The 20,706-nt window shown below is 37.2% G+C and carries 16 protein-coding genes; 6 read left to right on the forward strand and 10 right to left on the reverse strand.

All coding sequences use genetic code 11. The annotated features are described in order from the left end of the window. Nucleotides 1-17: 17 nt before the first annotated feature. The 6 genes from pulA to HMPREF1654_RS08430 form a co-directional block, all read right to left on the reverse strand. Nucleotides 18-2,093, reverse strand: a complete 2,076-nt coding sequence (gene pulA, locus HMPREF1654_RS08405; RefSeq protein WP_003077192.1) for a type I pullulanase — start codon at nt 2,091-2,093, stop codon at nt 18-20. Between the two features lie 13 nt (nt 2,094-2,106). Beyond that, nucleotides 2,107-3,093: a LacI family DNA-binding transcriptional regulator gene (locus HMPREF1654_RS08410; protein WP_003075362.1), complete on the reverse strand. Its 987-nt coding sequence runs from the start codon at nt 3,091-3,093 to the stop codon at nt 2,107-2,109. Nucleotides 3,094-3,103: 10 nt separating this feature from the next. Further along, entirely contained in the window at nt 3,104-3,916 is an 813-nt protein-coding gene (locus HMPREF1654_RS08415) for a maltodextrose utilization protein MalA (RefSeq protein WP_014829836.1), read from the reverse strand. 97 nt (nt 3,917-4,013) lie between these two features. Then, nucleotides 4,014-4,856, reverse strand: coding sequence for a sugar ABC transporter permease (locus HMPREF1654_RS08420; RefSeq protein WP_003075356.1), 843 nt, complete (start codon nt 4,854-4,856; stop codon nt 4,014-4,016). A gap of 1 nt (nt 4,857) precedes the next feature. Next, on the reverse strand, nt 4,858-6,153 hold the full coding sequence (locus HMPREF1654_RS08425) for a sugar ABC transporter permease (RefSeq protein ID WP_003040644.1): 1,296 nt from the start codon (nt 6,151-6,153) through the stop codon (nt 4,858-4,860). A 73-nt stretch (nt 6,154-6,226) separates the two neighbouring features. Then, nucleotides 6,227-7,489, reverse strand: a complete 1,263-nt coding sequence (locus HMPREF1654_RS08430) for an extracellular solute-binding protein (protein ID WP_003075353.1) — start codon at nt 7,487-7,489, stop codon at nt 6,227-6,229. Between the two features lie 316 nt (nt 7,490-7,805). On the opposite strand from HMPREF1654_RS08430, the gene malQ reads away from it, so the two are divergent. The 4 genes from malQ (at nt 7,806) to nrdI (ending at nt 13,000) form a co-directional block, all read left to right on the forward strand. Further along, the gene (gene malQ, locus HMPREF1654_RS08435) at nt 7,806-9,317 is read left to right on the forward strand and encodes a 4-alpha-glucanotransferase (RefSeq protein ID WP_016670424.1); all 1,512 of its coding nucleotides are present in this window, start codon (nt 7,806-7,808) and stop codon (nt 9,315-9,317) included. A gap of 37 nt (nt 9,318-9,354) precedes the next feature. Beyond that, on the forward strand, nt 9,355-11,616 hold the full coding sequence (glgP, locus tag HMPREF1654_RS08440) for a glycogen/starch/alpha-glucan family phosphorylase (protein ID WP_003077142.1): 2,262 nt from the start codon (nt 9,355-9,357) through the stop codon (nt 11,614-11,616). 343 nt (nt 11,617-11,959) lie between these two features. Next, nucleotides 11,960-12,469 (forward strand): ABC transporter permease, encoded by a 510-nt coding sequence (locus tag HMPREF1654_RS08445; RefSeq protein ID WP_003077356.1) that lies wholly within the window; start codon nt 11,960-11,962, stop codon nt 12,467-12,469. Between the two features lie 75 nt (nt 12,470-12,544). Beyond that, a complete protein-coding gene (gene nrdI, locus HMPREF1654_RS08450) occupies nt 12,545-13,000 on the forward strand; it encodes a class Ib ribonucleoside-diphosphate reductase assembly flavoprotein NrdI (RefSeq protein WP_003077379.1) in 456 nt (151 codons plus the stop codon). Between the two features lie 51 nt (nt 13,001-13,051). Here nrdI and argS read toward each other — a convergent pair whose 3' ends face one another. Next, the gene (argS, locus tag HMPREF1654_RS08455) at nt 13,052-14,740 is read right to left on the reverse strand and encodes an arginine--tRNA ligase (RefSeq protein ID WP_003077172.1); all 1,689 of its coding nucleotides are present in this window, start codon (nt 14,738-14,740) and stop codon (nt 13,052-13,054) included. A 103-nt stretch (nt 14,741-14,843) separates the two neighbouring features. Between argS and argR the strand changes: the two genes are divergently transcribed. Next, entirely contained in the window at nt 14,844-15,284 is a 441-nt protein-coding gene (gene argR / locus HMPREF1654_RS08460; RefSeq protein ID WP_003075336.1) for an arginine repressor, read from the forward strand. 162 nt (nt 15,285-15,446) lie between these two features. Continuing rightward, on the forward strand, nt 15,447-18,005 hold the full coding sequence (gene mutS, locus HMPREF1654_RS08465) for a DNA mismatch repair protein MutS (protein WP_003077322.1): 2,559 nt from the start codon (nt 15,447-15,449) through the stop codon (nt 18,003-18,005). 140 nt (nt 18,006-18,145) lie between these two features. Here mutS and HMPREF1654_RS08470 read toward each other — a convergent pair whose 3' ends face one another. The 3 genes from HMPREF1654_RS08470 to HMPREF1654_RS08480 form a co-directional block, all read right to left on the reverse strand. Beyond that, nucleotides 18,146-18,604, reverse strand: a complete 459-nt coding sequence (locus HMPREF1654_RS08470) for a DUF3021 domain-containing protein (protein ID WP_003075329.1) — start codon at nt 18,602-18,604, stop codon at nt 18,146-18,148. Continuing rightward, nucleotides 18,601-19,041 carry a LytTR family DNA-binding domain-containing protein gene (locus tag HMPREF1654_RS08475; RefSeq protein ID WP_014829834.1) on the reverse strand — a complete coding sequence of 147 codons (441 nt, stop codon included), beginning with the start codon at nt 19,039-19,041 and terminating at the stop codon, nt 18,601-18,603. Before HMPREF1654_RS08475 ends, HMPREF1654_RS08470 begins: the two co-directional genes overlap by 4 nt. A 919-nt stretch (nt 19,042-19,960) precedes the next feature. Beyond that, complete coding sequence (locus tag HMPREF1654_RS08480; RefSeq protein WP_003077305.1) at nt 19,961-20,386, reverse strand: DUF1492 domain-containing protein; 426 nt, start codon at nt 20,384-20,386, stop codon at nt 19,961-19,963. Nucleotides 20,387-20,706: the final 320 nt, after the last annotated feature.

Below are 20,706 nucleotides of genomic sequence, written 5' to 3' on the forward strand. Positions count from 1 at the left end.
GCAAGGTTTTTTCATGATTATTTAAGTACGAGAACTTGTTTTCCAGGGACAGTATAGTAATCTTTGTTAGCGTCGAGAGGAGTATCAAGGCTGATTTTGGGATAGTTGATAAACACAGCTTGTTTATCCTGATTTGGATAGATAAATGAATTGTTCCCAAAGTTAATGAGGATAGTGATTTGATTTTCTTTTTCTTTGATTTTGTATTCGACTATAGATTCATTCAGCCATTGAGCAGAGCAACAATTTTTGATTTCTGTACGTGTTTTCAAACGTAAGAGTGGATGTTTTTTTCTGAATTGAATGAGCTGACGGATAAACGCCACATCTTTTTCATATTCAATTGAGCGTAACCAATCTAGACGGTTAATAGTATCTGGAGTATTATAAGTATTCTCAATGAGATTCTTGCTGCGGAAAAATTCTTGTCCACTGTGGATGAAAGGTACTCCTTGTGCAAGGATGGAGAGATGCAGAGCAAGTCGGGCATTGTCAAGCTGTTCTTTCAAATCAATCTTCAAATTCTGAATCGCGAAGTAATCAAAGGCAGTTGCATCATCATGGCACTCTACATAATTTATGGCTTGATGTGGGGCGATAAAGTGTTTAGTGCCTGTGACGCCGACATTAGCAGTTAGGATATTCTCGATGGAACTTATCGAATGCTTTTCTTGTAATTGTTTTCCTTCTGCAATGGTTGCTTTTATTGTATTGCGGAAATGATCATTGAAAAAACCATAACTTGGTAATTTGTCAGCATTAAACTGGTGAGCCAGTCTATTGTTATCTAGGCCTGTATTCATACGCCAGCCTTCTCCGTAAAGATAGACGTTCGGATAGAGAGATTGCAATTCCTCTGCAATCTGTTTCATGGTTTCTATATCTAAAATCCCCATGAGGTCAAAGCGGAATCCATCGAATCCGTAAATCGTTAACCATTGTTTGAGGGAATGCTTAATATAGCTACGAACCATTGCTCGTTCACTTGCTACATCATTTCCACAAAATGTACCATTTGTTAAATTACCATTGTGATCGTAGCGGAAAAAATAACCTGGAACGATTTTTTCAAAAGCATAGGCTTTAGGATCGTAGACATGATTATAAACAACGTCCATGATAACGCTAATATCAGCTTGGTGGTAAGTAGCGATGACTTCTTGCAATTCAACGATTCTTGCATATGGATCATGTGGATTAGTTGTAAAACTACCGTCGGGAAGGTTGTATTGCATAGGGTCGTATCCCCAGTTGTATACGAGTTCTGGATGATTTTCATCAACGCTGCCAAAATCATACAAAGGCATGAGCTGAATGTGAGTTACACCTAACTGTTTGATGTACTCCATCCCTAAAGTGTGTTTTTGCAACTGCGGAGACTCTGTCAGAAATTTGAATTTACCAGGATAAGTAAACTTAGCTTCTTTTTGCATGGAAAAATCTCGCACACTCATCTCATAAATAACGGCCTCTGTCATTGATATTTGTGTCTGTGCTCGATGGATAGGACGAGAAATTTTCTCTAGGTTAATTACGTAACTAGCTCCAGAATTGCTTTCGGACGATAGGGCATAAGGGTCGTGAACTTCTACCCAGTGACCATTTACTTTGTGTAGATAGTAATAAGCAGCTCCATCAAAATTTCCAGATACTTCTGTTTTCCACACTCCCTTTTCTCCGAGAGTCATTGGGTAAACGGAATTTTGTAAATGAAGTAATACTTGTTCAGAAATTGGTGCCCAGAGCTTAAAAGTTGTTGCTTCTGGGGTATAATGAGCTCCTAAATCATTTTTGTTGTAAGCAAACGTCTGGTCAAAAATTGGCTTTCTCACAATATGGCGAAATTGTAAGAACGTTTTATTACGATCGTGGTCATAAATCCAATAATGTTTGGTTACGTCTAGCGGTGTTAGAGGAGCAAGACTGTATTGCACGAAGTCGTCTTGTTCTTCCAGAGCTCTTATCTGTAAAGTTTGTGTGCTATCAACCGCTTCAATTGTAAATTGTAATTGTTCAGTATAAAATTGTTTTTCTAACTCGATCGTGATGAGACTTTGGTCATCTAAGTAGGCTTGGAATGTTCGGAAAGCCATAAACTTCCTTTCTTTATTGTTCGATAATGCGATGTGGAATTAATTGGCGATAACAAATTTGTCGATTTTCTTTGGTATCATTGATAATTTGCAGGATGGTTTTAAAAGAAATTCGCCCCAGTTCTAGCGTATTAATATCAACATAGGCTGCTAAGTCAAGTTTTGGCTTGATGGAGTCAAATGATAATGTTGGGATGGTCAAGTGTTGTTCTTTTAAGTATTCACAAACCCCTTCAGCTAAGAGACTGTCTGTTGTGATAATGGCATCAATTTTTGAATCATGACTGAGAAGTCGTTTGGTGAATTGATAACCCTTTTCTTCCAAAAATTCATTCACAAAGGCTGTGTTTTGAGGATCGGATTCTAATTTGTAATCTTCTAGTGCTTTTTGATATCCTTTATAACGATCTTGTGTCACAAATAACCTTTTGCTACCACCAATAAAAGCAATGTTGCAGCAACCGTTTTTGATGAAGTATTCTGTTGCATCATATCCGGCTTGAATATTGTCATTGTCCACCAAAGGAATGAATGGTGAAAGAGATTTTCCTAAAATTAAGAAAGGAAATTGTTCTTCGCTGACCATTTTCACTAATGGATCATTTTCCTGAGAGTAGAGAAAAATGAGTCCGTCCACACGTTTCCCTAGAACCATTTGGGAAATAGCTTCCATGCGTTCTTTTTCATTTTTCCCGGTCGCAATTTGAATAGCGTAGTGAAATTCAGAAGCTACCTGAGCAATCCCGCGAAAGACTGAAGGAAAAAATGGATTTTGATAAAAAGCATCGGAATCATCAGGTAAAACAACACCAATGACTTGTGTGTAACTGCTAACAAGACTACGTGCATTAAGATTAGGATGATAATTCAATTCCTTCATAGCTTTACGAACCCTTTTTTTGGTCTCATCGCTAATGCTAGATTTGTTTTGGACCACACGGGTAACGGTAGAAGGTGAAACTCCTGCTAATTTAGCAACGTCTTTGATAGTGACTCGCATAAAAAACTCCTTACTTCTTAATTTTTTCATCACGGAACTGTGTTCGGTAAAAAATGATGACGAGATAGAGAACAAACAGAATATTTTGAATAGTAATCATAGTTGTCATAGCTTGACCGAATAATAATCCGGCTGCAACAGCAATCAATGTCGGCAGACCTAAGCAGTTCAAAGCAAAGTGATAGCATTCTTTGACTGTTCTAAAAGAAAAAAGACGGGATTTTTTAGTTAAGTAAAGGAAGAAAGTGGCTCCTAAAAGGACAATAAAGAAGTTTAATGTCAGTAAAAAACCTGAAATCAGCGTCAAAAATAGGCTAATGGTGACACGATTTTGTTGGAACCAATCCTGAGAAATAGCTGCACTAAGAGATTTTTTATTGTTCAAAGCAGCTTGATTGATATACTGATATTGAATGTTTGCCAGCTTTTTTCCTTTTTTGCTGATAATCAGTTGTTTGGATCCAAAAGCAAGTGTTAGTTTTTCTCCTAAGGTAGACTGTTCTTGTCCTAGAAGAATAGTGCCAGCTTTGCTATTGTGGGTTGATTGCTGACCAGCATAGTGAAATTGATGATTTTCAATTTTAGCATTTTTTGTGATATCAGTCATCGCCTCCTTTGTGATAGGATCAAAAACACCGTCTACGAAGGTAGTGAGTGGATAAGTTTTGAGAGATGCGTTTTGCATGGCGACCGGAATCATGGATAGAGAAATTAAAAAAATGCTTGTAAAAATCAGCTGAAACCATGTAAGTGATTTGCGATTAACAAAAGGCTTTTTAAAACCGGAAATACTAGAAAAATAATTAAATGGATAAGGTAGCATAAGACACTCTTTCTAAAAAATTATAATCAGGTGATGGCTAATAAAATTAAATTTATTAGCTATCATACAACTATAAATAAAAGAGGGTGGGACAAGATTATCCCTTGTCGCCACCACTTGTTAAACCAGATACAAAGTTCTTTTGTAGGAAGAAGAATAAGATACAGATTGGCAAGGCAATCAAGATAGCACCTGCTGAGAAATAGGCAATCTTCAAATTCTTCACATCACTAACAAAGGTTTGTAAACCAACAGCAACTGTATAGAATTCTTTTTCACGAAGTAAGAAACTAGATAAGATATAGTCTCCAAATGGTCCCATGAAAGCCCAGAGAGCTTGTACAGCGATCATTGGGCGAACGAGTGGCAATACAATTTGCCAAAAGCGTCTAAAGTGACCAGCACCGTCCAATTTCGCGGACTCATCGAGTGAGATGGGAACCGTATCAAAGTACCCTTTCATGAGCCAAGCGTTCATTGGGATACCGCCACCAACGTAAAGGAAGATGAGGAACCAACTTTGGTTGAGTGCATTCAACATCAAAGCCATAACGAAGAAGGCGGTCAGAGCAGCCATTGTTGGTACCATTTGAATGATTAAGAAGAAGACCAGACTTTGTTTTCTAGCTAGGAAATTATAACGACTATAAGCGTAACCAGCTAGTACAACTATACTTGTTTGGATAATCATTGTCAAGATAGCAATGATTAAGGTGTTAAAGTACCAAGTCCCATAAAGAGTTTCAGTAAAAAGCTTGCTAAAGTTCTCTAGGCTAAAATTAATATCTGTATCTAGCTTAAACGCAAGGACATTCCCTGTCTTGAAAGCAGACATAATCGTAATCAAGAGAGGATAGATAATGATAATAGATAAAGCCACTAGATAGAAATAAGTTAAAAAGTGGTTTAAACGGCGTTTAAATTTAATAGAATTATTCATCTTACACATCCTCCATATCAAATGCATGTAGTTTCTTGAACGCAATCATGGAGATTGAAATCACGATAAGAGAAATGATAAGTGTTACCGCAGCAGCCATTGAGTATTGAGGAGCTGCACCTGTCGTTAAACGATAAATCCATGAAATGAGGATGTCGGTCGAACCTGCACCACCACCAACTGTACCAGGACCGCCATCATTAAAGAGGTACATGATAGAGAAGTTGTTGAAGTTGAAAGTATACTGACTGATGAGTGTAGGAGCAGCAACTGCTAAAATCATTGGAAAAGTGATATTGCGGAATTTTTGCCATGCATTTGCACCATCAATGTAAGCTGCTTCGTAAAGATCGTTTGGAATGGATTGCAAGATACCAAGTGTCAATACATAAATGTAAGGGAAACCAAGCCAACCTTGCATCATAATTAGAGCAACTTTAGTCCAGGTTGGATCTGTTTTCCAAGGAATCAGATGTCCATTTAAGAATGGCAATACTTTACCAAGAAGCGGAATGACTTGGGTATTGATCGCACCGATACTATCGTTGAACATGTTACTGAAAGTTAAGATAGTGATGAATGCTGGGACAGCCCAAGGCAGTAGGAAGATAACCCCGAAAATGCGTTTTCCTTTAATAAATGGTTGGTTTGCAATAATAGCGGTAAAAATACCAATAACGATTTGGACGGTTGAGGCAGTCAGTGCCCAGATAATAGTCCAACCAAGAACGGCTCCAAAAGCAGAACGGAAAGTGCTAAGTCGCCAAATATTAGTGAAGTTTGTCACGCCAACCCAATCCAAGAGCTTGGTTGGAGGCAGATGTTGGAAATCATAGTTTGTAAAGGCGATTAAAAGAGTGACCAATACAGGGAAAATGATAGCAAAAGTCATTGCAATATATGAAGGAATAATCAATAGGTAAGGAAAACCATTAGCGTAAATTCCTTTTAACATATCTTTGAAAGTCGTAGGAACTGGATAATCATTATTCCAACGTTTCGCAATAGTATAAGCATCTTTTAGATTGAGAGCATAAAAGATGAAATAAACAATGACAAGAATAAAGTGGAATGCACCACGAATCAGCATGAAAAGAGAGTTATCGCGTCCAGGCACCTCACCGAGAGTAATTAAGTTTCCTAACTCAGGAGCAGCAATGGCGAAAAAGTAAATCAAAAATAAGATGGTAACTCCTAAAAAGATAGCCCCTTTTGCTTTTTGTTTATTATAAATTTGCCCAAGTCCTGGGATGAGGGAGAGCAGCAATGCTTTACGTGGCTGTTGTTGTGTAGTCATCAGAGTCTCCTTTTTCTAAAATATAGAACTCGACTGGTGCTGCCAATCGAGTTCTATCTTACCTCAATCTGTTTTATTTTTTACCAAATTTTTGATTGATAGTATCTTTAATCAATTTAACGGCATCATTTACAGCGGTTTTAGTATCTTTTTTACCACTTACAGCATCAAAGAGCATACTTGCTGCTGGATCCCATACAGTACTCATTTCAGAGATATTTGGCATAGGTTGAGCAGATTGGAATTGTTTAATAACAGCTGAAGTCAATTCATCATTTTTTCCTTCAGCGTATTTACGAGCCTCTGTGTTTGCAGGTACTTCGTTTGTAGCATCATAGAAAGCTTTTTGTTGTTCAGTCGAAGTCAAGAAATTAACAAATTTTTGAGCTGCTTTGGCATTTTTAGATCCTGCAGGGATGACCCAAGCTTTACCACCACCAAAGGTTTGATAATTTTTACCATTTGGAAGTGTAGGAATAGTGGCAACACCATAGTTCACTTTAGCTTCTTTGAATGATGCAGCTTTCCAAGGGCCTTCAATGATAGCAGCTGTTTTACCTGATTGGAATTGAGTTTGAATTAAGTTTGCGGCACCTTTAGTATCTTGCATTCCTTTTGGCCATTTTGCATACCAAGTTTTAGCGTATTCAACACCTTTGATAGAACCGTCATTTGCAAGTCCAATGTCTTTAGGATCGGTACCGTTCTTACCAAAGACGTATCCACCATTACCCGCTAAAAGACCATAAGTATAATAGAAGTTTGTCCAGTCAGCGAGGAAAGCAGTTGTTTTGCCATTTTCGTTAGCAAAAGCATATTTGCTGTCTTTTGCAAGTTCTTCTAATTCAGCAAATGTAGTTGGAGCTTTAGAGATAAGATTTTTGTTATAGTACATTACTAATGTTTCAATAACAGCAGGTGCGCCATAAGTCTTACCTTTTGTTGTTACGAGTGCTTTGGTAGTATCATCTGTCATTGAACCTTTATCAAGTTTCATTTCAGAAAGTTGGCCGTCTGAACCGAGACTACCTACACGGTCATATGGAGACATCATAACGTCTGGAGCTTTGCCAGATTGGTTGTCAAGTGAAAGATTTTCAAGACCTTTAAGTTGGTCGCCAGTTTTAATAGTAACTTTTGTTCCACTTTCTTTTTCAAAAGCTTCAGCTGCTTTCTTTACATATTTTTCGTATTGTTTTTCTACGTAAACAGTGAGGTTTTTACCATCACCAGAAGAAGCTGATTTATTATTTTTGCTACCGCAAGCTACTAGTAACAAACTAGCCAATCCTACAGTTCCAAGGACTGCAACACTTTTCAACATTTTACGTTTCATGATTTATTCCTCCTAAAGAATAAAATAATAGATAATAATTTAATTAGTTTACGCAAACGTTTTCTTAAACTAAGATTATTATAGCACAAATGGAAAACGGTTGCAACACTTTTTTAAAAAAATTATTTTCCTATCCAAAAAATTTAATAAAACAATAGAAGAAAATGATTTAAACATCCAAAACATTTTAAAAAATTATAAAAAAAGCAGAAAAATGGTTGCGTCCATTCTGGAATTAAGTTATAATCAAATCAACGCAAACGTTTTCGTTAAATGAATGCAAAATTTAACAGAAAAATTTATTGAGGTGAAAAAGATGAAAGAGCGTCAAAGTGGTGTTCTCATGCATATTTCTTCTCTACCAGGAAAATACGGAATTGGTTCATTTGGGAAAAGTGCTTACGATTTTGTCGATTTTCTGGTGAGAACTAAGCAACGTTACTGGCAAATATTGCCGCTAGGAACAACTAGTTATGGAGATTCTCCATATCAATCTTTTTCTGCATTTGCGGGAAATACACATTTTATTGATTTTGATCGATTGATTGAAGAAGGATTGCTTGTGCAAAGTGATCTTGAAGGGCTAGACTTTGGTCAAGATCCCAGAAAAGTAGATTACGCAAAGGTATTTAATAATCGTAGGCCTGTGTTGGAAAAGGCAGTGAAACGTTTCTTAGAAGTTGATGATTTAGCAGCTTATGAAAAGTTTGTGGCTGACAACTCATCATGGCTCGAAGTATTTGTTGAATACATGGCGATTAAAGAGTATTTTGACTTGAAAGCTTGGACCGAATGGCCAGATGCGGCTCTTCGACATCGTGAAGCAGCTAGTTTAGCCCATTATCGTAAAAAATTAGCTGACAGATTGACTTATCATCGTGTAACGCAGTATCTTTTCTTTAAACAATGGTTAGAATTAAAAGCGTATGCCAATGAACATTACATTGAAATTGTTGGCGATATGCCAATCTATGTAGCAGCTGATAGCTGTGATGTTTGGGCACAACCACACTTCTTTAAAACAGATGAGCTAGGGCAACCTACATGTGTAGCGGGATGCCCACCAGATGAATTCTCTGCGACTGGCCAACTCTGGGGGAACCCAATTTATGACTGGGAAGCAATGGATAAAGATGGTTATAGTTGGTGGATTAAACGCCTACGTGAAAGCTTCAAGATTTATGATGTAGTACGTATTGATCATTTCCGTGGATTTGAATCTTACTGGGAAATCCCTGCGGGTTCTGACACAGCAGCTCCAGGTAAATGGGTAAAAGGTCCTGATTATGCTTTGTTTAAAGCTGTAAAGGAAGAATTGGGTGAACTAAATATTATCGCTGAGGATTTGGGCTTTATGACCGACGAAGTGATTGCTCTGCGTGAAAAAACGGGCTTCCCTGGCATGAAAGTCATTCAATTTGCTTTTAATCCAGAGTCTGAAAGTATTGATAGTCCACATCTTGCGCCTAATAATTCTGTGATGTACACAGGGACACATGATAACAATACTGTTCTTGGTTGGTATCGTGATGAAATCGATGATGCTACACGTGAATATATGGCTCAATATACCAATCGTAAGGAATATGAAACAGTACCTCATGCAATGTTACGGACTATCTTTTCTTCTGTCAGCTTTATGGCAATTGCAACCATGCAAGATTTACTTGAATTAGACGGTTCAGCTCGCATGAACTATCCATCAACTATTGGTGGAAATTGGTCCTGGCGTATGACAGCAGATGATTTGGATCCTGTGATTGAAGCAGAGTTATATAGCTTGACGAAAACATATCGTCGTTTAAATAAAAATTTATTAAAGAAATAGAATGAATTGTAACGTTCTTTTCTAGGTAGGAGAAAAAATGTCAAATTTACAAAAATTTATCCAACAAACTTATCAAAAAGGAATTGCTGAATGTAGCAATGAAGAATTGTATATTGCCCTTTTAAACTATACAAAATTGGCTAGTGCGCAAAAGCCGGTCAATGCTGGTAAAAAGAAGCTTTACTATATTTCTGCCGAGTTTTTGATTGGGAAACTTTTGTCAAACAACTTGATTAACCTTGGCCTTTATGACAATGTTAAAAAAGAGTTAGCAGACGCTGGTAAAGATCTAATTGAAGTTGAAGAAGTAGAATTAGAACCTTCACTTGGAAATGGCGGTTTGGGACGTCTGGCTGCTTGTTTCCTTGATTCAATTGCGACTCTTGGCTTGAATGGAGATGGTGTTGGACTAAATTATCACTTTGGCCTGTTCCAACAAGTCTTGAAAAATAATGAGCAAACAACAATTCCAAACTTTTGGCTAACTGAACAAAATTGGTTGGTAAAATCAAGCCGTAGCTATCAAGTTCCATTTGCTAATTTTACGTTAACATCAACTCTTTATGATATTGATGTGTCTGGTTACAAGACGGCTACTAAAAACCGCCTTCGTCTGTTCGATCTTGACTCGGTTGATGCAAGTATCATTGAAGATGGGATTGACTTTGATAAGACAGATATTGCTCGTAATTTGACTCTTTTCCTTTATCCAGATGATAGCAATAAACAAGGTGAACTGCTCCGTATCTTCCAACAATACTTCATGGTATCAAATGGTGCGCAATTGATTCTCGACGAAGCAATTGAAAAAGGTAGCAATCTTCATGACTTGGCTGACTACGCAGTTGTGCAAATTAATGATACTCACCCATCAATGGTCATTCCTGAGTTGATCCGGCTCTTGACTGCACGTGGGATTGAGCTTGATGAAGCAATCTCAATCGTTCGCAGTATGACTGCTTATACAAACCATACTATTCTTGCAGAAGCATTGGAAAAATGGCCACTTGAATTCTTAGAAGAAGTTGTTCCACACTTGGTTCCAATTATCAAAGAATTGGATAAACGCGTAAAAGCAGAATATGCAGATCCGGCTGTTCAAATTATTGATGAACACAATCGAGTACACATGGCGCACATGGATATTCACTATGGATATAGTGTAAATGGTGTTGCAGCACTTCATACAGAAATTTTGAAGAACTCAGAGCTTAAAGCTTTCTACGATATTTATCCAGAAAAGTTCAACAATAAGACAAATGGTATTACGTTCCGTCGTTGGCTCATGCATGCAAATCCACGTTTATCAAATTATATCGACAGTTTAATTGGTCGTGATTGGCATCATGATGCATCACATTTGGAAGAGTTACTTGAGGTGTCTAGCAAGGCTGATGTGAAAGCTGAACTTGAAAAAATTAAAGCTCACAACAAGCGGAAATTGGCTCGTCATTTGAAGGAACACCAAGGTGTTGAAATCAATCCAAACTCTATTTTTGATATCCAAATCAAACGTCTTCACGAATACAAACGCCAACAAATGAATGCTCTTTATGTTATTCATAAATATTTGGACATCAAGGCTGGGAATATTCCTGCACGTCCAATTACGGTCTTCTTTGGTGGTAAAGCTGCTCCAGCATACACAATCGCTCAAGATATTATCCATTTGATTCTTTGCTTGTCAGAGGTGATAGCTAATGACCCAGAAGTTTCTCCATATTTGCAAGTCGTCATGGTTGAAAATTATAATGTAACAGCAGCTAGCTTTTTAATTGCAGCTGGTGATATTTCTGAACAAATCTCACTTGCTTCAAAAGAAGCTTCAGGTACTGGTAACATGAAATTCATGCTGAATGGTGCATTGACACTTGGTACTATGGATGGCGCTAACGTGGAGATTGCTGAATTGGTAGGTCAAGACAATATTTACATCTTTGGTGAAGATTCTGAAACGGTTATTGACCTGTATGCGAAAGAAGCTTACAAATCAAGCGAATTTTATGCTCGTCAAACAATCAAGCCATTGGTTGATTTCATTGTTAGTGATGCGGTTCTCGCAGTTGGTAAGAAAGAACGCTTAGAACGTCTCTATAATGAATTGATTCATAAAGATTGGTTCATGACGCTTCTTGACTTAGAAGATTATATCGAAACGAAAGAACGTATGTTTAAGGATTATGAAGACCGTGATATTTGGCTTGAAAAAGTTCTGATTAATATTGCGAAAGCAGGCTTCTTCTCAGCAGACCGTACCATTGCTCAATACAACGATGAAATTTGGCATTTGAACGCTTAGTTTAAAAGGATAAAGGACATTCTCAACTTTGACATATTGTTTTGAGGTTGTGGATAGAATTTGTAAAATTATAGTCCCAAGCTTGGAAGAAATCCTAATCAGCTTTTTGGGGGTGAGATAGAACTAAATGTTGTTTTATTCAGTTCTGCCTCACTCCCTTTTGTTCTGTGATTTTGAGTGGTTCTTGTCTATGTGAGACCATTGTACGTTTTAAGATACTATTATCATGATATTGGTGGTAGTCGGACAACCTTTTTGCGATTTTATTTCTTCTTATTGCCATTTTTGATTGCTTACGTTATAATAAATAGAACTGGAAACTCTTTTGATTTGGAGGTTTATCGTGAAAAAACGACCAATTTATTTATATATTTTGTTGACGCTATCAGCTATTTTATCATCTTTTACATTTATAGGAACTTTTTTTGGTAGTGAAAAAATAACAAATACGAGTTCATACAAAGGTTTCTCTGAAACGGTGATAAAACAAATTGTGGAAGTGACTGAAAAAAGCCTTGTCTTTCTCCATAATGTTCCACACAAAGTATTAGTTGTCCTTTCTATTTTATTAGTGATTGCTGCCATCGTTTTCCTCATCAAACAAAACATTTTATACGCTAATTTTGCTTATATTGCATATGTGTTATTGGGTATGGTTGGAACAATTTACAATTACATCGGAGGGATGCCGCTAAATAATCTTTATAAAGATCAAGCGATGCGCGCCACAGCAATCACATCAACAAGAGTTTTAACTATTATTTATTTGGTCTTAAATATTCTTTTCCTTGTTGTTGTCTTTTTCAAAATGAAACGGCAGCAGCAAGACTTAACAAAAGAAGAATTGCAATAGTTAACAAAACATATCTATCAGCTTACAATTTTACAAGAATGATAGATGTGTTTTATTTTAGAAAGAGAGAAAACTATGAAAATTTCCTTAGTTTATATTAGTTTGAGTGGGAATACAGCGAGTTTTATCAAACGCTTATCTGAATTTTTGCAAGAGAGACATGAAAGCATTGAGATTGAGCAAGTGGATATAAAAGATATAGTGAAAGCAGGACGACCATTTTACGCCATATCTCAGCCGTTTATAGCTTTTTTGCCAACTTACTTAGAAGGTGGAAATGGTCTGGACAATGGCGATGTCGAAATTCTTACTAATGATTTAGGTGATTTTATTGCTTTTGAAGAAAATTATAAGCGTTGTTTTGGCATTGTTGGCAGTGGTAATCGTAATTTTAACAATCAATATTGTTTAACAGCTAAGCAATATTCACAGCGATTTGGCTTTCCGGTCGTAGATACATTTGAACTTCGTGGCTTGAATGAAGATATTAAACGAATTGGTCTAAAAATCGAAGAATTATACGGACTATAAGACAAAAACCTATCGATATATCGATAGGTTTTTATGATACCATTAAAATAATTACATTTTTTCCGGAGCATCAACACCGAGAAGGCGAAGAGATTCTTTTAGAACAACAGCTGTTGCATAGCTGAGAGCTAAGCGGCTGTCACGTTCAGGACTTTCGTCCAAAATACGAGTATGAGCGTAAAACTTGTTGAATGCTTGTGCAAGACTGATAGCATATTTTGCAATGAGTGATGGGTCATAATTGTCAGCTGCACGTTTAACAACACGGGCGAAATCTTGCAGCAGTTTAATGATTTCCCAGCTTTCAGCATCTTCGAGACTGTATGCTAGTTCAACACTTGGCTTAAAATCAGCTTTGCGAAGGATGGATTGGATACGCGCATAAGCGTATTGGATATATGGACCTGTTTCTCCTTCAAAAGACACCATTGCTTCCAAATCAAAGTCGTAACCGTTGCGGCGGTCTGTCTTTAAATCGTAGAATTTGACAGCTCCCACGCCGACAGCACGAGCAACAGCATCTTTGTTTTCAAGATCAGGATTTTTAGCTTCAATTTGGTTCTTCGCACGACTGATAGCTTCTTGAAGGGTTGGTTCAAGTAGAATGATATTACCTTTACGTGTAGATAATTTTTTCCGGTTCTTTGTTACCAAACCAAAGTCTACATGAATCATATCGTCGCTCCAATCGAATCTCATTTTCTTCAAAACAGCTTTCAATTGTCTAAAGTGGTTCGCTTGTTCTTGACCTACAGCATAAACATTTTTGACGAAGTTATAAGTACGGGCGCGGTACATAGCTGTGGCAATATCACGGGTAATGTAGAGAGTAGCACCATCAGATTTCTTAATCATAGCTGGCGGAAGGTTGACATCATCAAGATTGACGATGCTTGCTCCTTTAGATTCTTCTAGCAATTCTTTTTCTTCAAGGAGCTTAATTCCTTCGTCCATCTTGTCATTATAGAAGGCTTCACCAGCTAGGCTATCAAATTCAACACCAAGCAATTTATAGATGCGGTTAAATTCTTTCAGACTTTCATCACGGAACCATTGCCATAATTCCGTAGCTTCAGGGTCACCGTCTTCTAATTTTTTGAACCAAAGGCGTCCTTCGTCATCAAGTTCAGGATCGGTTTCAATTTCTGCATTGATACGAACATAAAGTTTTAAGAGTTCATCAATGGGATTGGCTTCAATAGCTTCTTTGCTCCCCCATTTTTTATAAGCAACCATTAAAAGTCCGAATTGTTTTCCCCAGTCACCTAAGTGGTTGATTTTAATGGTGTTGTAGCCTAGTTTACGGAAAATATTAGAGAGAGCATCTCCAATAACGGTGGAGCGCAAATGGCCAACTGAGAAGGGTTTTGCAATGTTAGGACTCGAGAGGTCAATTGTGATATTTTCTCCATGCCCCTCATCTTGTTGCCCGTAGTTATTTCCTTCTTTTACAATTTCTTTAATAACTTGAGCTGAAATTCTTGATTTATCAAGAAAGAAGTTTACATAAGGACCTGTTGCTACCACTTTTTCAAAGTTTGTCGTATCAATCTTTTCTGCAATATCTGTAGCAATGATTTGAGGAGCTTTACGTTCTACTTTTGCTAAAGAGAAGGCAGGAAAAGCAATATCTCCTAACTCTGAGCTTTTTGGTTGTTCTAGTAAATTTAAAATAGCATCTTGGTCTAAGCTGTCAATGACCTTAGCCAACTCACTTGCAATCAATTGTTTATTATCCATGGTTTCTCCTTTGGTCTTTTACTAGTATTTTAACATATTTTTTGACGAATCTTCAATCTTTTTGGTATAATTTAGGGTATAAATATACATTGTTGAGGATAAAATGAAAAAAACTGAACGTCATAAACTGATTAAAAAAATGATTAAGGAAGAAAAACTAAGCACACAGAAAGATATTCAGGATCGTTTAAAGGCACAAGGTATTGTTGTAACACAAACAACCCTCTCGCGAGATTTACGAGAAATTGGTTTAACGAAAGCCAAGAAAAACAATGAAGTTTATTATGTTTTAGCGGATGATACACATAAGATTGATTTGGCTGAATTTTTATCTTATCATTTGCAAGGAGTTTCTCGAGCTGAATTTTCCTTAGTTCTCCATACTCGTTTAGGGGATGCTTCTATTTTAGCTAATTTTGTAGATGCCAATAAAGGAGAGTTGATTTTAGGAACGGTAGCAGGAGCCAACACGCTCTTAGTGATCTGTCGTGATACAGCAGCTGCGAAACAAATGGAAGAGCAGCTCCTTGAGAAAATGGATTAAGAGGAGAAGATGATGAAGCTGAGATAGAAGCGCTCAGCTTCCTTTATTTATATAGTTCTAATGACAAGATGTAGTGTGAGTGATATGACGAAATCAAGTGTCTCCTAAATATTTAATTTCTGTCCAACTCTCATTGCTATTTAATAAACGGAAAGGCTGAGAATGACAAAAGAAAAACTATCTCCGGGAATGCAACAGTATTTAGATATAAAAAAAGATTATCCGGATGCTTTTTTGCTATTTCGCATGGGAGATTTTTATGAATTATTCTATGAAGATGCGATCAATGCAGCACAGATTTTAGAAATTGCTCTGACTAGCCGTAATAAAAATTCGGAAAAGCCAATTCCGATGGCAGGAGTTCCCTATCATTCGGTGCAACAATATATTGATGTTTTAATTGAATCGGGCTATAAAGTAGCGATTGCAGAGCAGGTGGAAGATCCTAAAAAAGCAGTTGGTGTAGTCAAACGTGAGGTGGTACAAGTCATCACACCGGGGACAGCCGTTGATTCTTCAAAACCAGATAGTCAAAATAATTTCTTGGTAGCTTTAGATAAGCTAGAAGATTTCTATGGGCTAGCTTATATGGATGTGGTAACTGGTGAATTTCAGGTGACAACTCTCAGTGACTTTAACATGGTTTGTGGGGAAATTCGAAACCTACGAGCGCGTGAAGTGGTATTGGGATATGAATTACCTGAAGCAGAGCACCAAGTGTTGGCAAATCAAATGAATTTGTTATTATCACAGGTGGAAACTGCTTTTGAAGATGTTCAGCTATTAGGAGATGATTTGTCTCGCCTAGAATATCAAGTAGCTGGGAAACTGTTAGAATATGTTCACCAGACGCAGCTGCGTGAGCTTAGTCACTTAAAGCAAGTTCATCATTATGAAATTAAAGATTTCTTACAGATGGACTATGCAACTATGACAAGTCTAGATTTAACAGAGAATGCACGGACGGGGAAGAAGCATGGCAGTCTTTATTGGTTGATGGACGAGACCAAGACAGCTATGGGGACGCGACTTCTAAGAAGATGGATCCAGCATCCGTTGCTTGATAAGGAACGGATTCTTAAGCGGCAGGATGTCGTACAAGTCTTTTTAGATCATTTTTTTGAGCGTAGTGATTTGGCAGATAGTCTCAAAGGGGTTTATGATATTGAGCGCTTGGCAAGCCGTGTTTCTTTTGGGAAGACAAACCCGAAGGATTTATTGCAGTTGGCGGCAACATTGAGCAATGTCCCTCAGATTAAGGGAATTTTACAAGGAATCGATCATCCTGTTTTGGGACAGTTGATTGAAAACTTGGATGATATTCCAGAATTGGCAAACTTGATTCAGTCGGCAATTTCTCCTGATGCTCCAAATGTTATTACGGAAGGGAATATCATTCAAACTGGTTTTGATGAAACCTTAGATAAGTATCGAGTGGTTCTGCGAGATGGTACGAGCTGGATTGCTGATATTGAAGCGAAAGAAAGGGTGGCTAGTGGGATTAATAATCTAAAAATTGATTACAATAAAAAAGACGGTTATTATTTCCATGTTACTAATTCACAGTTGGAGCACGTACCTAGCCACTTTTTCCGAAAAGCAACGTTGAAAAATTCAGAACGATTTGGTACAGAGGAATTGGCTCGTATTGAAGGCGAAATGTTGGAAGCGCGTGAAAAATCGGCCAATTTAGAGTATGAGATTTTTATACGTATTCGGGAAGAAGCTGGTAAATATATCAAACGATTACAATCCTTGGCACAAACTCTAGCAACAGTGGATGTATTGCAGAGTTTTGCAGCAGTTGCTGAAAAGCAACGCTTTGTACGCCCAGAATTTATTGAACGTCCTTCCATTGAAATCGATAAGGGACGGCATGCAGTTGTAGAAAAGGTTATGGGTGCACAAACTTATATTCCGAATAGTATTTCAATGGATGAGAATGTCAATCTTCAGTTAATTACAGGTCCAAATATGAGTGGGAAGTCAACCTATATGCGGCAATTAGCGATTATTGTTATCATGGCGCAAATGGGTTCCTATGTTTCAGCTGAACGTGCTCAATTACCAATTTTTGATGCCATCTTCACTCGAATTGGTGCAGCAGATGACTTGGTATCTGGGCAATCAACCTTTATGGTAGAAATGATGGAAGCAAATCATGCTATTTCTCAAGCGACTGAACACTCTCTTATTCTTTTTGATGAGTTGGGGAGAGGGACAGCAACATATGATGGGATGGCTCTTGCTCAGGCAATTATTGAATATATCCACAATCGAACAGGAGCAAAGACCCTTTTTGCTACACACTATCATGAGTTGACAGACTTGTCAACTAGCTTGACACAGTTAGAAAATGTTCATGTAGCAACTGTAGAAAAAGATGGGAAAGTGACCTTCCTTCATAAGATTGAAGCTGGTCCTGCAGATAAATCTTATGGGATTCATGTCGCAAGAATTGCAGGTTTACCAGATGATTTGTTGATGAGAGCCGACCAGATACTAGCAAGACTAGAAGAACAAGCAAATGAGAAACCATCTCTCAATCCTTCTAATAAAGGAGCTAATGATAGTAAAGAAAATCAAGTATTTGAGCAGATATCTTTATTCACAGAAACAACTGAATCACCTATTTTAGATGAACTACGTCAGTTGGATATTTATAATATGACCCCAATGGAAGTGATGCTAGCTATAGCTGAGATGAAAAAACATCTCTGATAAATACAACTATGCAAATGCCTAAAATAAATTCCTGTTTTTTTGTTCAGTTACTATTAAAGTAGGTAGGGCTTTGTATTGATATATAGTAGAATAAACTAAAACAACCACCAAGAATTCACTTGGTGGTTGTTTCTTTACTATTGATTCTGTTTCTTCAATCCATTGTTGATTTGTTCAATTTTCTTTTTGGTTAGATAAAACAAGATTGCCCACAGGATGAGATATACAACAGTAAATTCTAAAATCAGCTGTAAGATAAAAATGAGTTTGCTAGGGAACCAGCCAGCTAGAAGAGCTAGAGGAATGAATCCTAGAATCATAAGACCATAATGGCAGATAGTTGCTTTGAGGATGCTCCAATCTTTTTTGAAAAGCTCTTTTCCTAGGCTAAAGAGCAAGCCAATAAAGCTCCAGATCACTGCGCAATAGAGCACAACTAAAGCTTCATGAATATGGTGCTGTTCCATCCAAAGACCAACTGCTGAATAAGGATTAAGTGGATGATAGACAGGAGCAAAAAAGTAAGAATAGATGGTGGATAGGAGTAGCCCGATTACAGTACCTCCTAGAGCATCTCTGAATAATGTTTTTTTCATAGCTGTAATTTCTCCTTTATGACTTTGAGATAACGGCGAGATGAATAAGTTATCTGACCGTTTTTCATTACAATCTGAATCAGACCACTACCAGTCAATTTCAGATGATCGATATGTTTGATGTTAATGATTTCAGATTGGGAAATCTGTAGAAAATCAGTGGGAAGCAATTCCAAAACTTGATAAAGTGGAAGCCCTAAGAGATAAGTGTCTGTTGCTGTTTCGGCCCAAACTTGCCGATTTTCAGTATAGACGCGTTGTATCTCCGTGCTATTTAGTAGGTAAATTTCCTCCTCTTTTTTTGCTCGAATGGTTTTATTTTTACCGATATGTTGAGCAAATGTTAGTAGTTGTTGAACGGAATCCGACAAAACAGGTGCTTCAATAATGATTTTTTCTTCTGAAAATTTTTCGTCAATATGCATTTGAACTTTCATAAACATCCCTTCTTTCCAGATTATGTTGTCTTCCTAGTTTGTTGCTTGTTTTCCCATATTTCTAAATCTATTAAACATTATTTTAAAGGGGAATACAAGAGATTTTGCCTAATTGGTTGCTTTGTCTGTCTATTCGGTTACTTTGCGAAGGAGCAGGTATTCTAACTATTTTCATACTAGACTTCTGATAGACAAATGACTTTATGTTATAATGGTAGCTAGAATTATTACGGAGAAAACTATGTCAAAAATTATAGTATTAAGTTTATGATTGTTTTATAGTGCCTTTATAGCCTTAATCCTTTGCTATTACTGATTTTTTATAAATTTATATAGTATTAAATAGGGCTGGATAATCTTAAAAAGTCCACAAAAAGGTGAACAAAAAAGACCTAAAAAATAGGTCAAAATTCAATGAGTTCAGCAGGCAAGAACTAGCATCCTACAAGGTGCTTTTTTGGTTGTCAAAGTATTGCTGATAGATTTATTATATCACAATATCACGCGCTAAAACAGGAACGATTTTGCGCCAAACCTCGCTAGCTACCTTTCCCAAGTAGTTCGGCGGGTCGCTGGGTAAACGCCCTTTGTTCTGCCGATAATAAGGATTTTTAACCAAGCGAACTCACCTCCTAACTCTGGCTCCGTGACACCCCTTAAAAATCTGAAAAATTGGCGCGCGACGTAAGAAGACACCTTACCGCGGCTCTCCTTGCACAAAAGGTGGGGCGGGGGGTGTTTAAGCTTTAAAACTTCAAAAAGGGAATTTTTTGCACAGAAAAGGGCAGCGTCCTTTAATCACGAACAAACATAGCCCCGTTCAAAATTTGGCGGGGTATTTTCCGAACGTAAAAACTTTGTATGATATTCTAGGTGCCAATAGCTAATTGGTCAATCAGTAGTTAAGTATTCTTTATCTTCACAAATTTTCTTCACTCATAATTTTAGCGATACTTTCAATTCCTTTTTTCCTTATTCTGTATAGTGTGGTTTTTGTTTTTCCTACCTTATCCTCTATATCCCATATATCTAAGCGATTAACATAGAACATTCTTAATACGGATCGTTCAAGCGGATCACTTAGCTTATCAATTATCCTACAGGTTTCTAAATGTTCCTCGATAAGACTAGCAAGTCGTTTTTGTATATCTTCTTTCAACTTCAAAACATAGACGAGTTCATTCTCTGTATTGTTTGTTCTGCTAGTCTGGACTTTGGTTTGTGTCAGAGTTGATTTTTTGAATAAACCTTGATCCAGATACTGCAGTTCTAACTGTAAACTCTCCATCTCTGTATTCAGCCACTTAATACTTTCTAGCTTTACTTTTACTTGCTCTGGTGTCATGTTGTTGCCTCTTACTCTCTTTTATGTTATAATAGTGTTGTGTAATTTATAACTAAGGGTCGGGTATGTGCTCGGCTTTTTTGCTCTTTCATGATACTACAATAAAGCGTTAAATCCAAATGCTGATAATCAACCATAGAAGCGGTAATAGTTCAAAGCTCTGTAGCTGATTGCGTGATTTCTCTTTGTTTAATCACGCGCCTATATGAGCTATAAAGTCAAAACTAAAAGAGGCGTTAGCCTCTTTGTTGTATTATTCATTGAGTAAACCACTTACTACCACATCATGGATAAACTGTTTTTGTTTTTCCTTTGGCAGC

The sequence above is a fragment of the Streptococcus intermedius SK54 = ATCC 27335 genome (assembly GCF_000413475.1).
Classification (GTDB): Bacteria; Bacillota; Bacilli; order Lactobacillales; family Streptococcaceae; genus Streptococcus; species Streptococcus intermedius.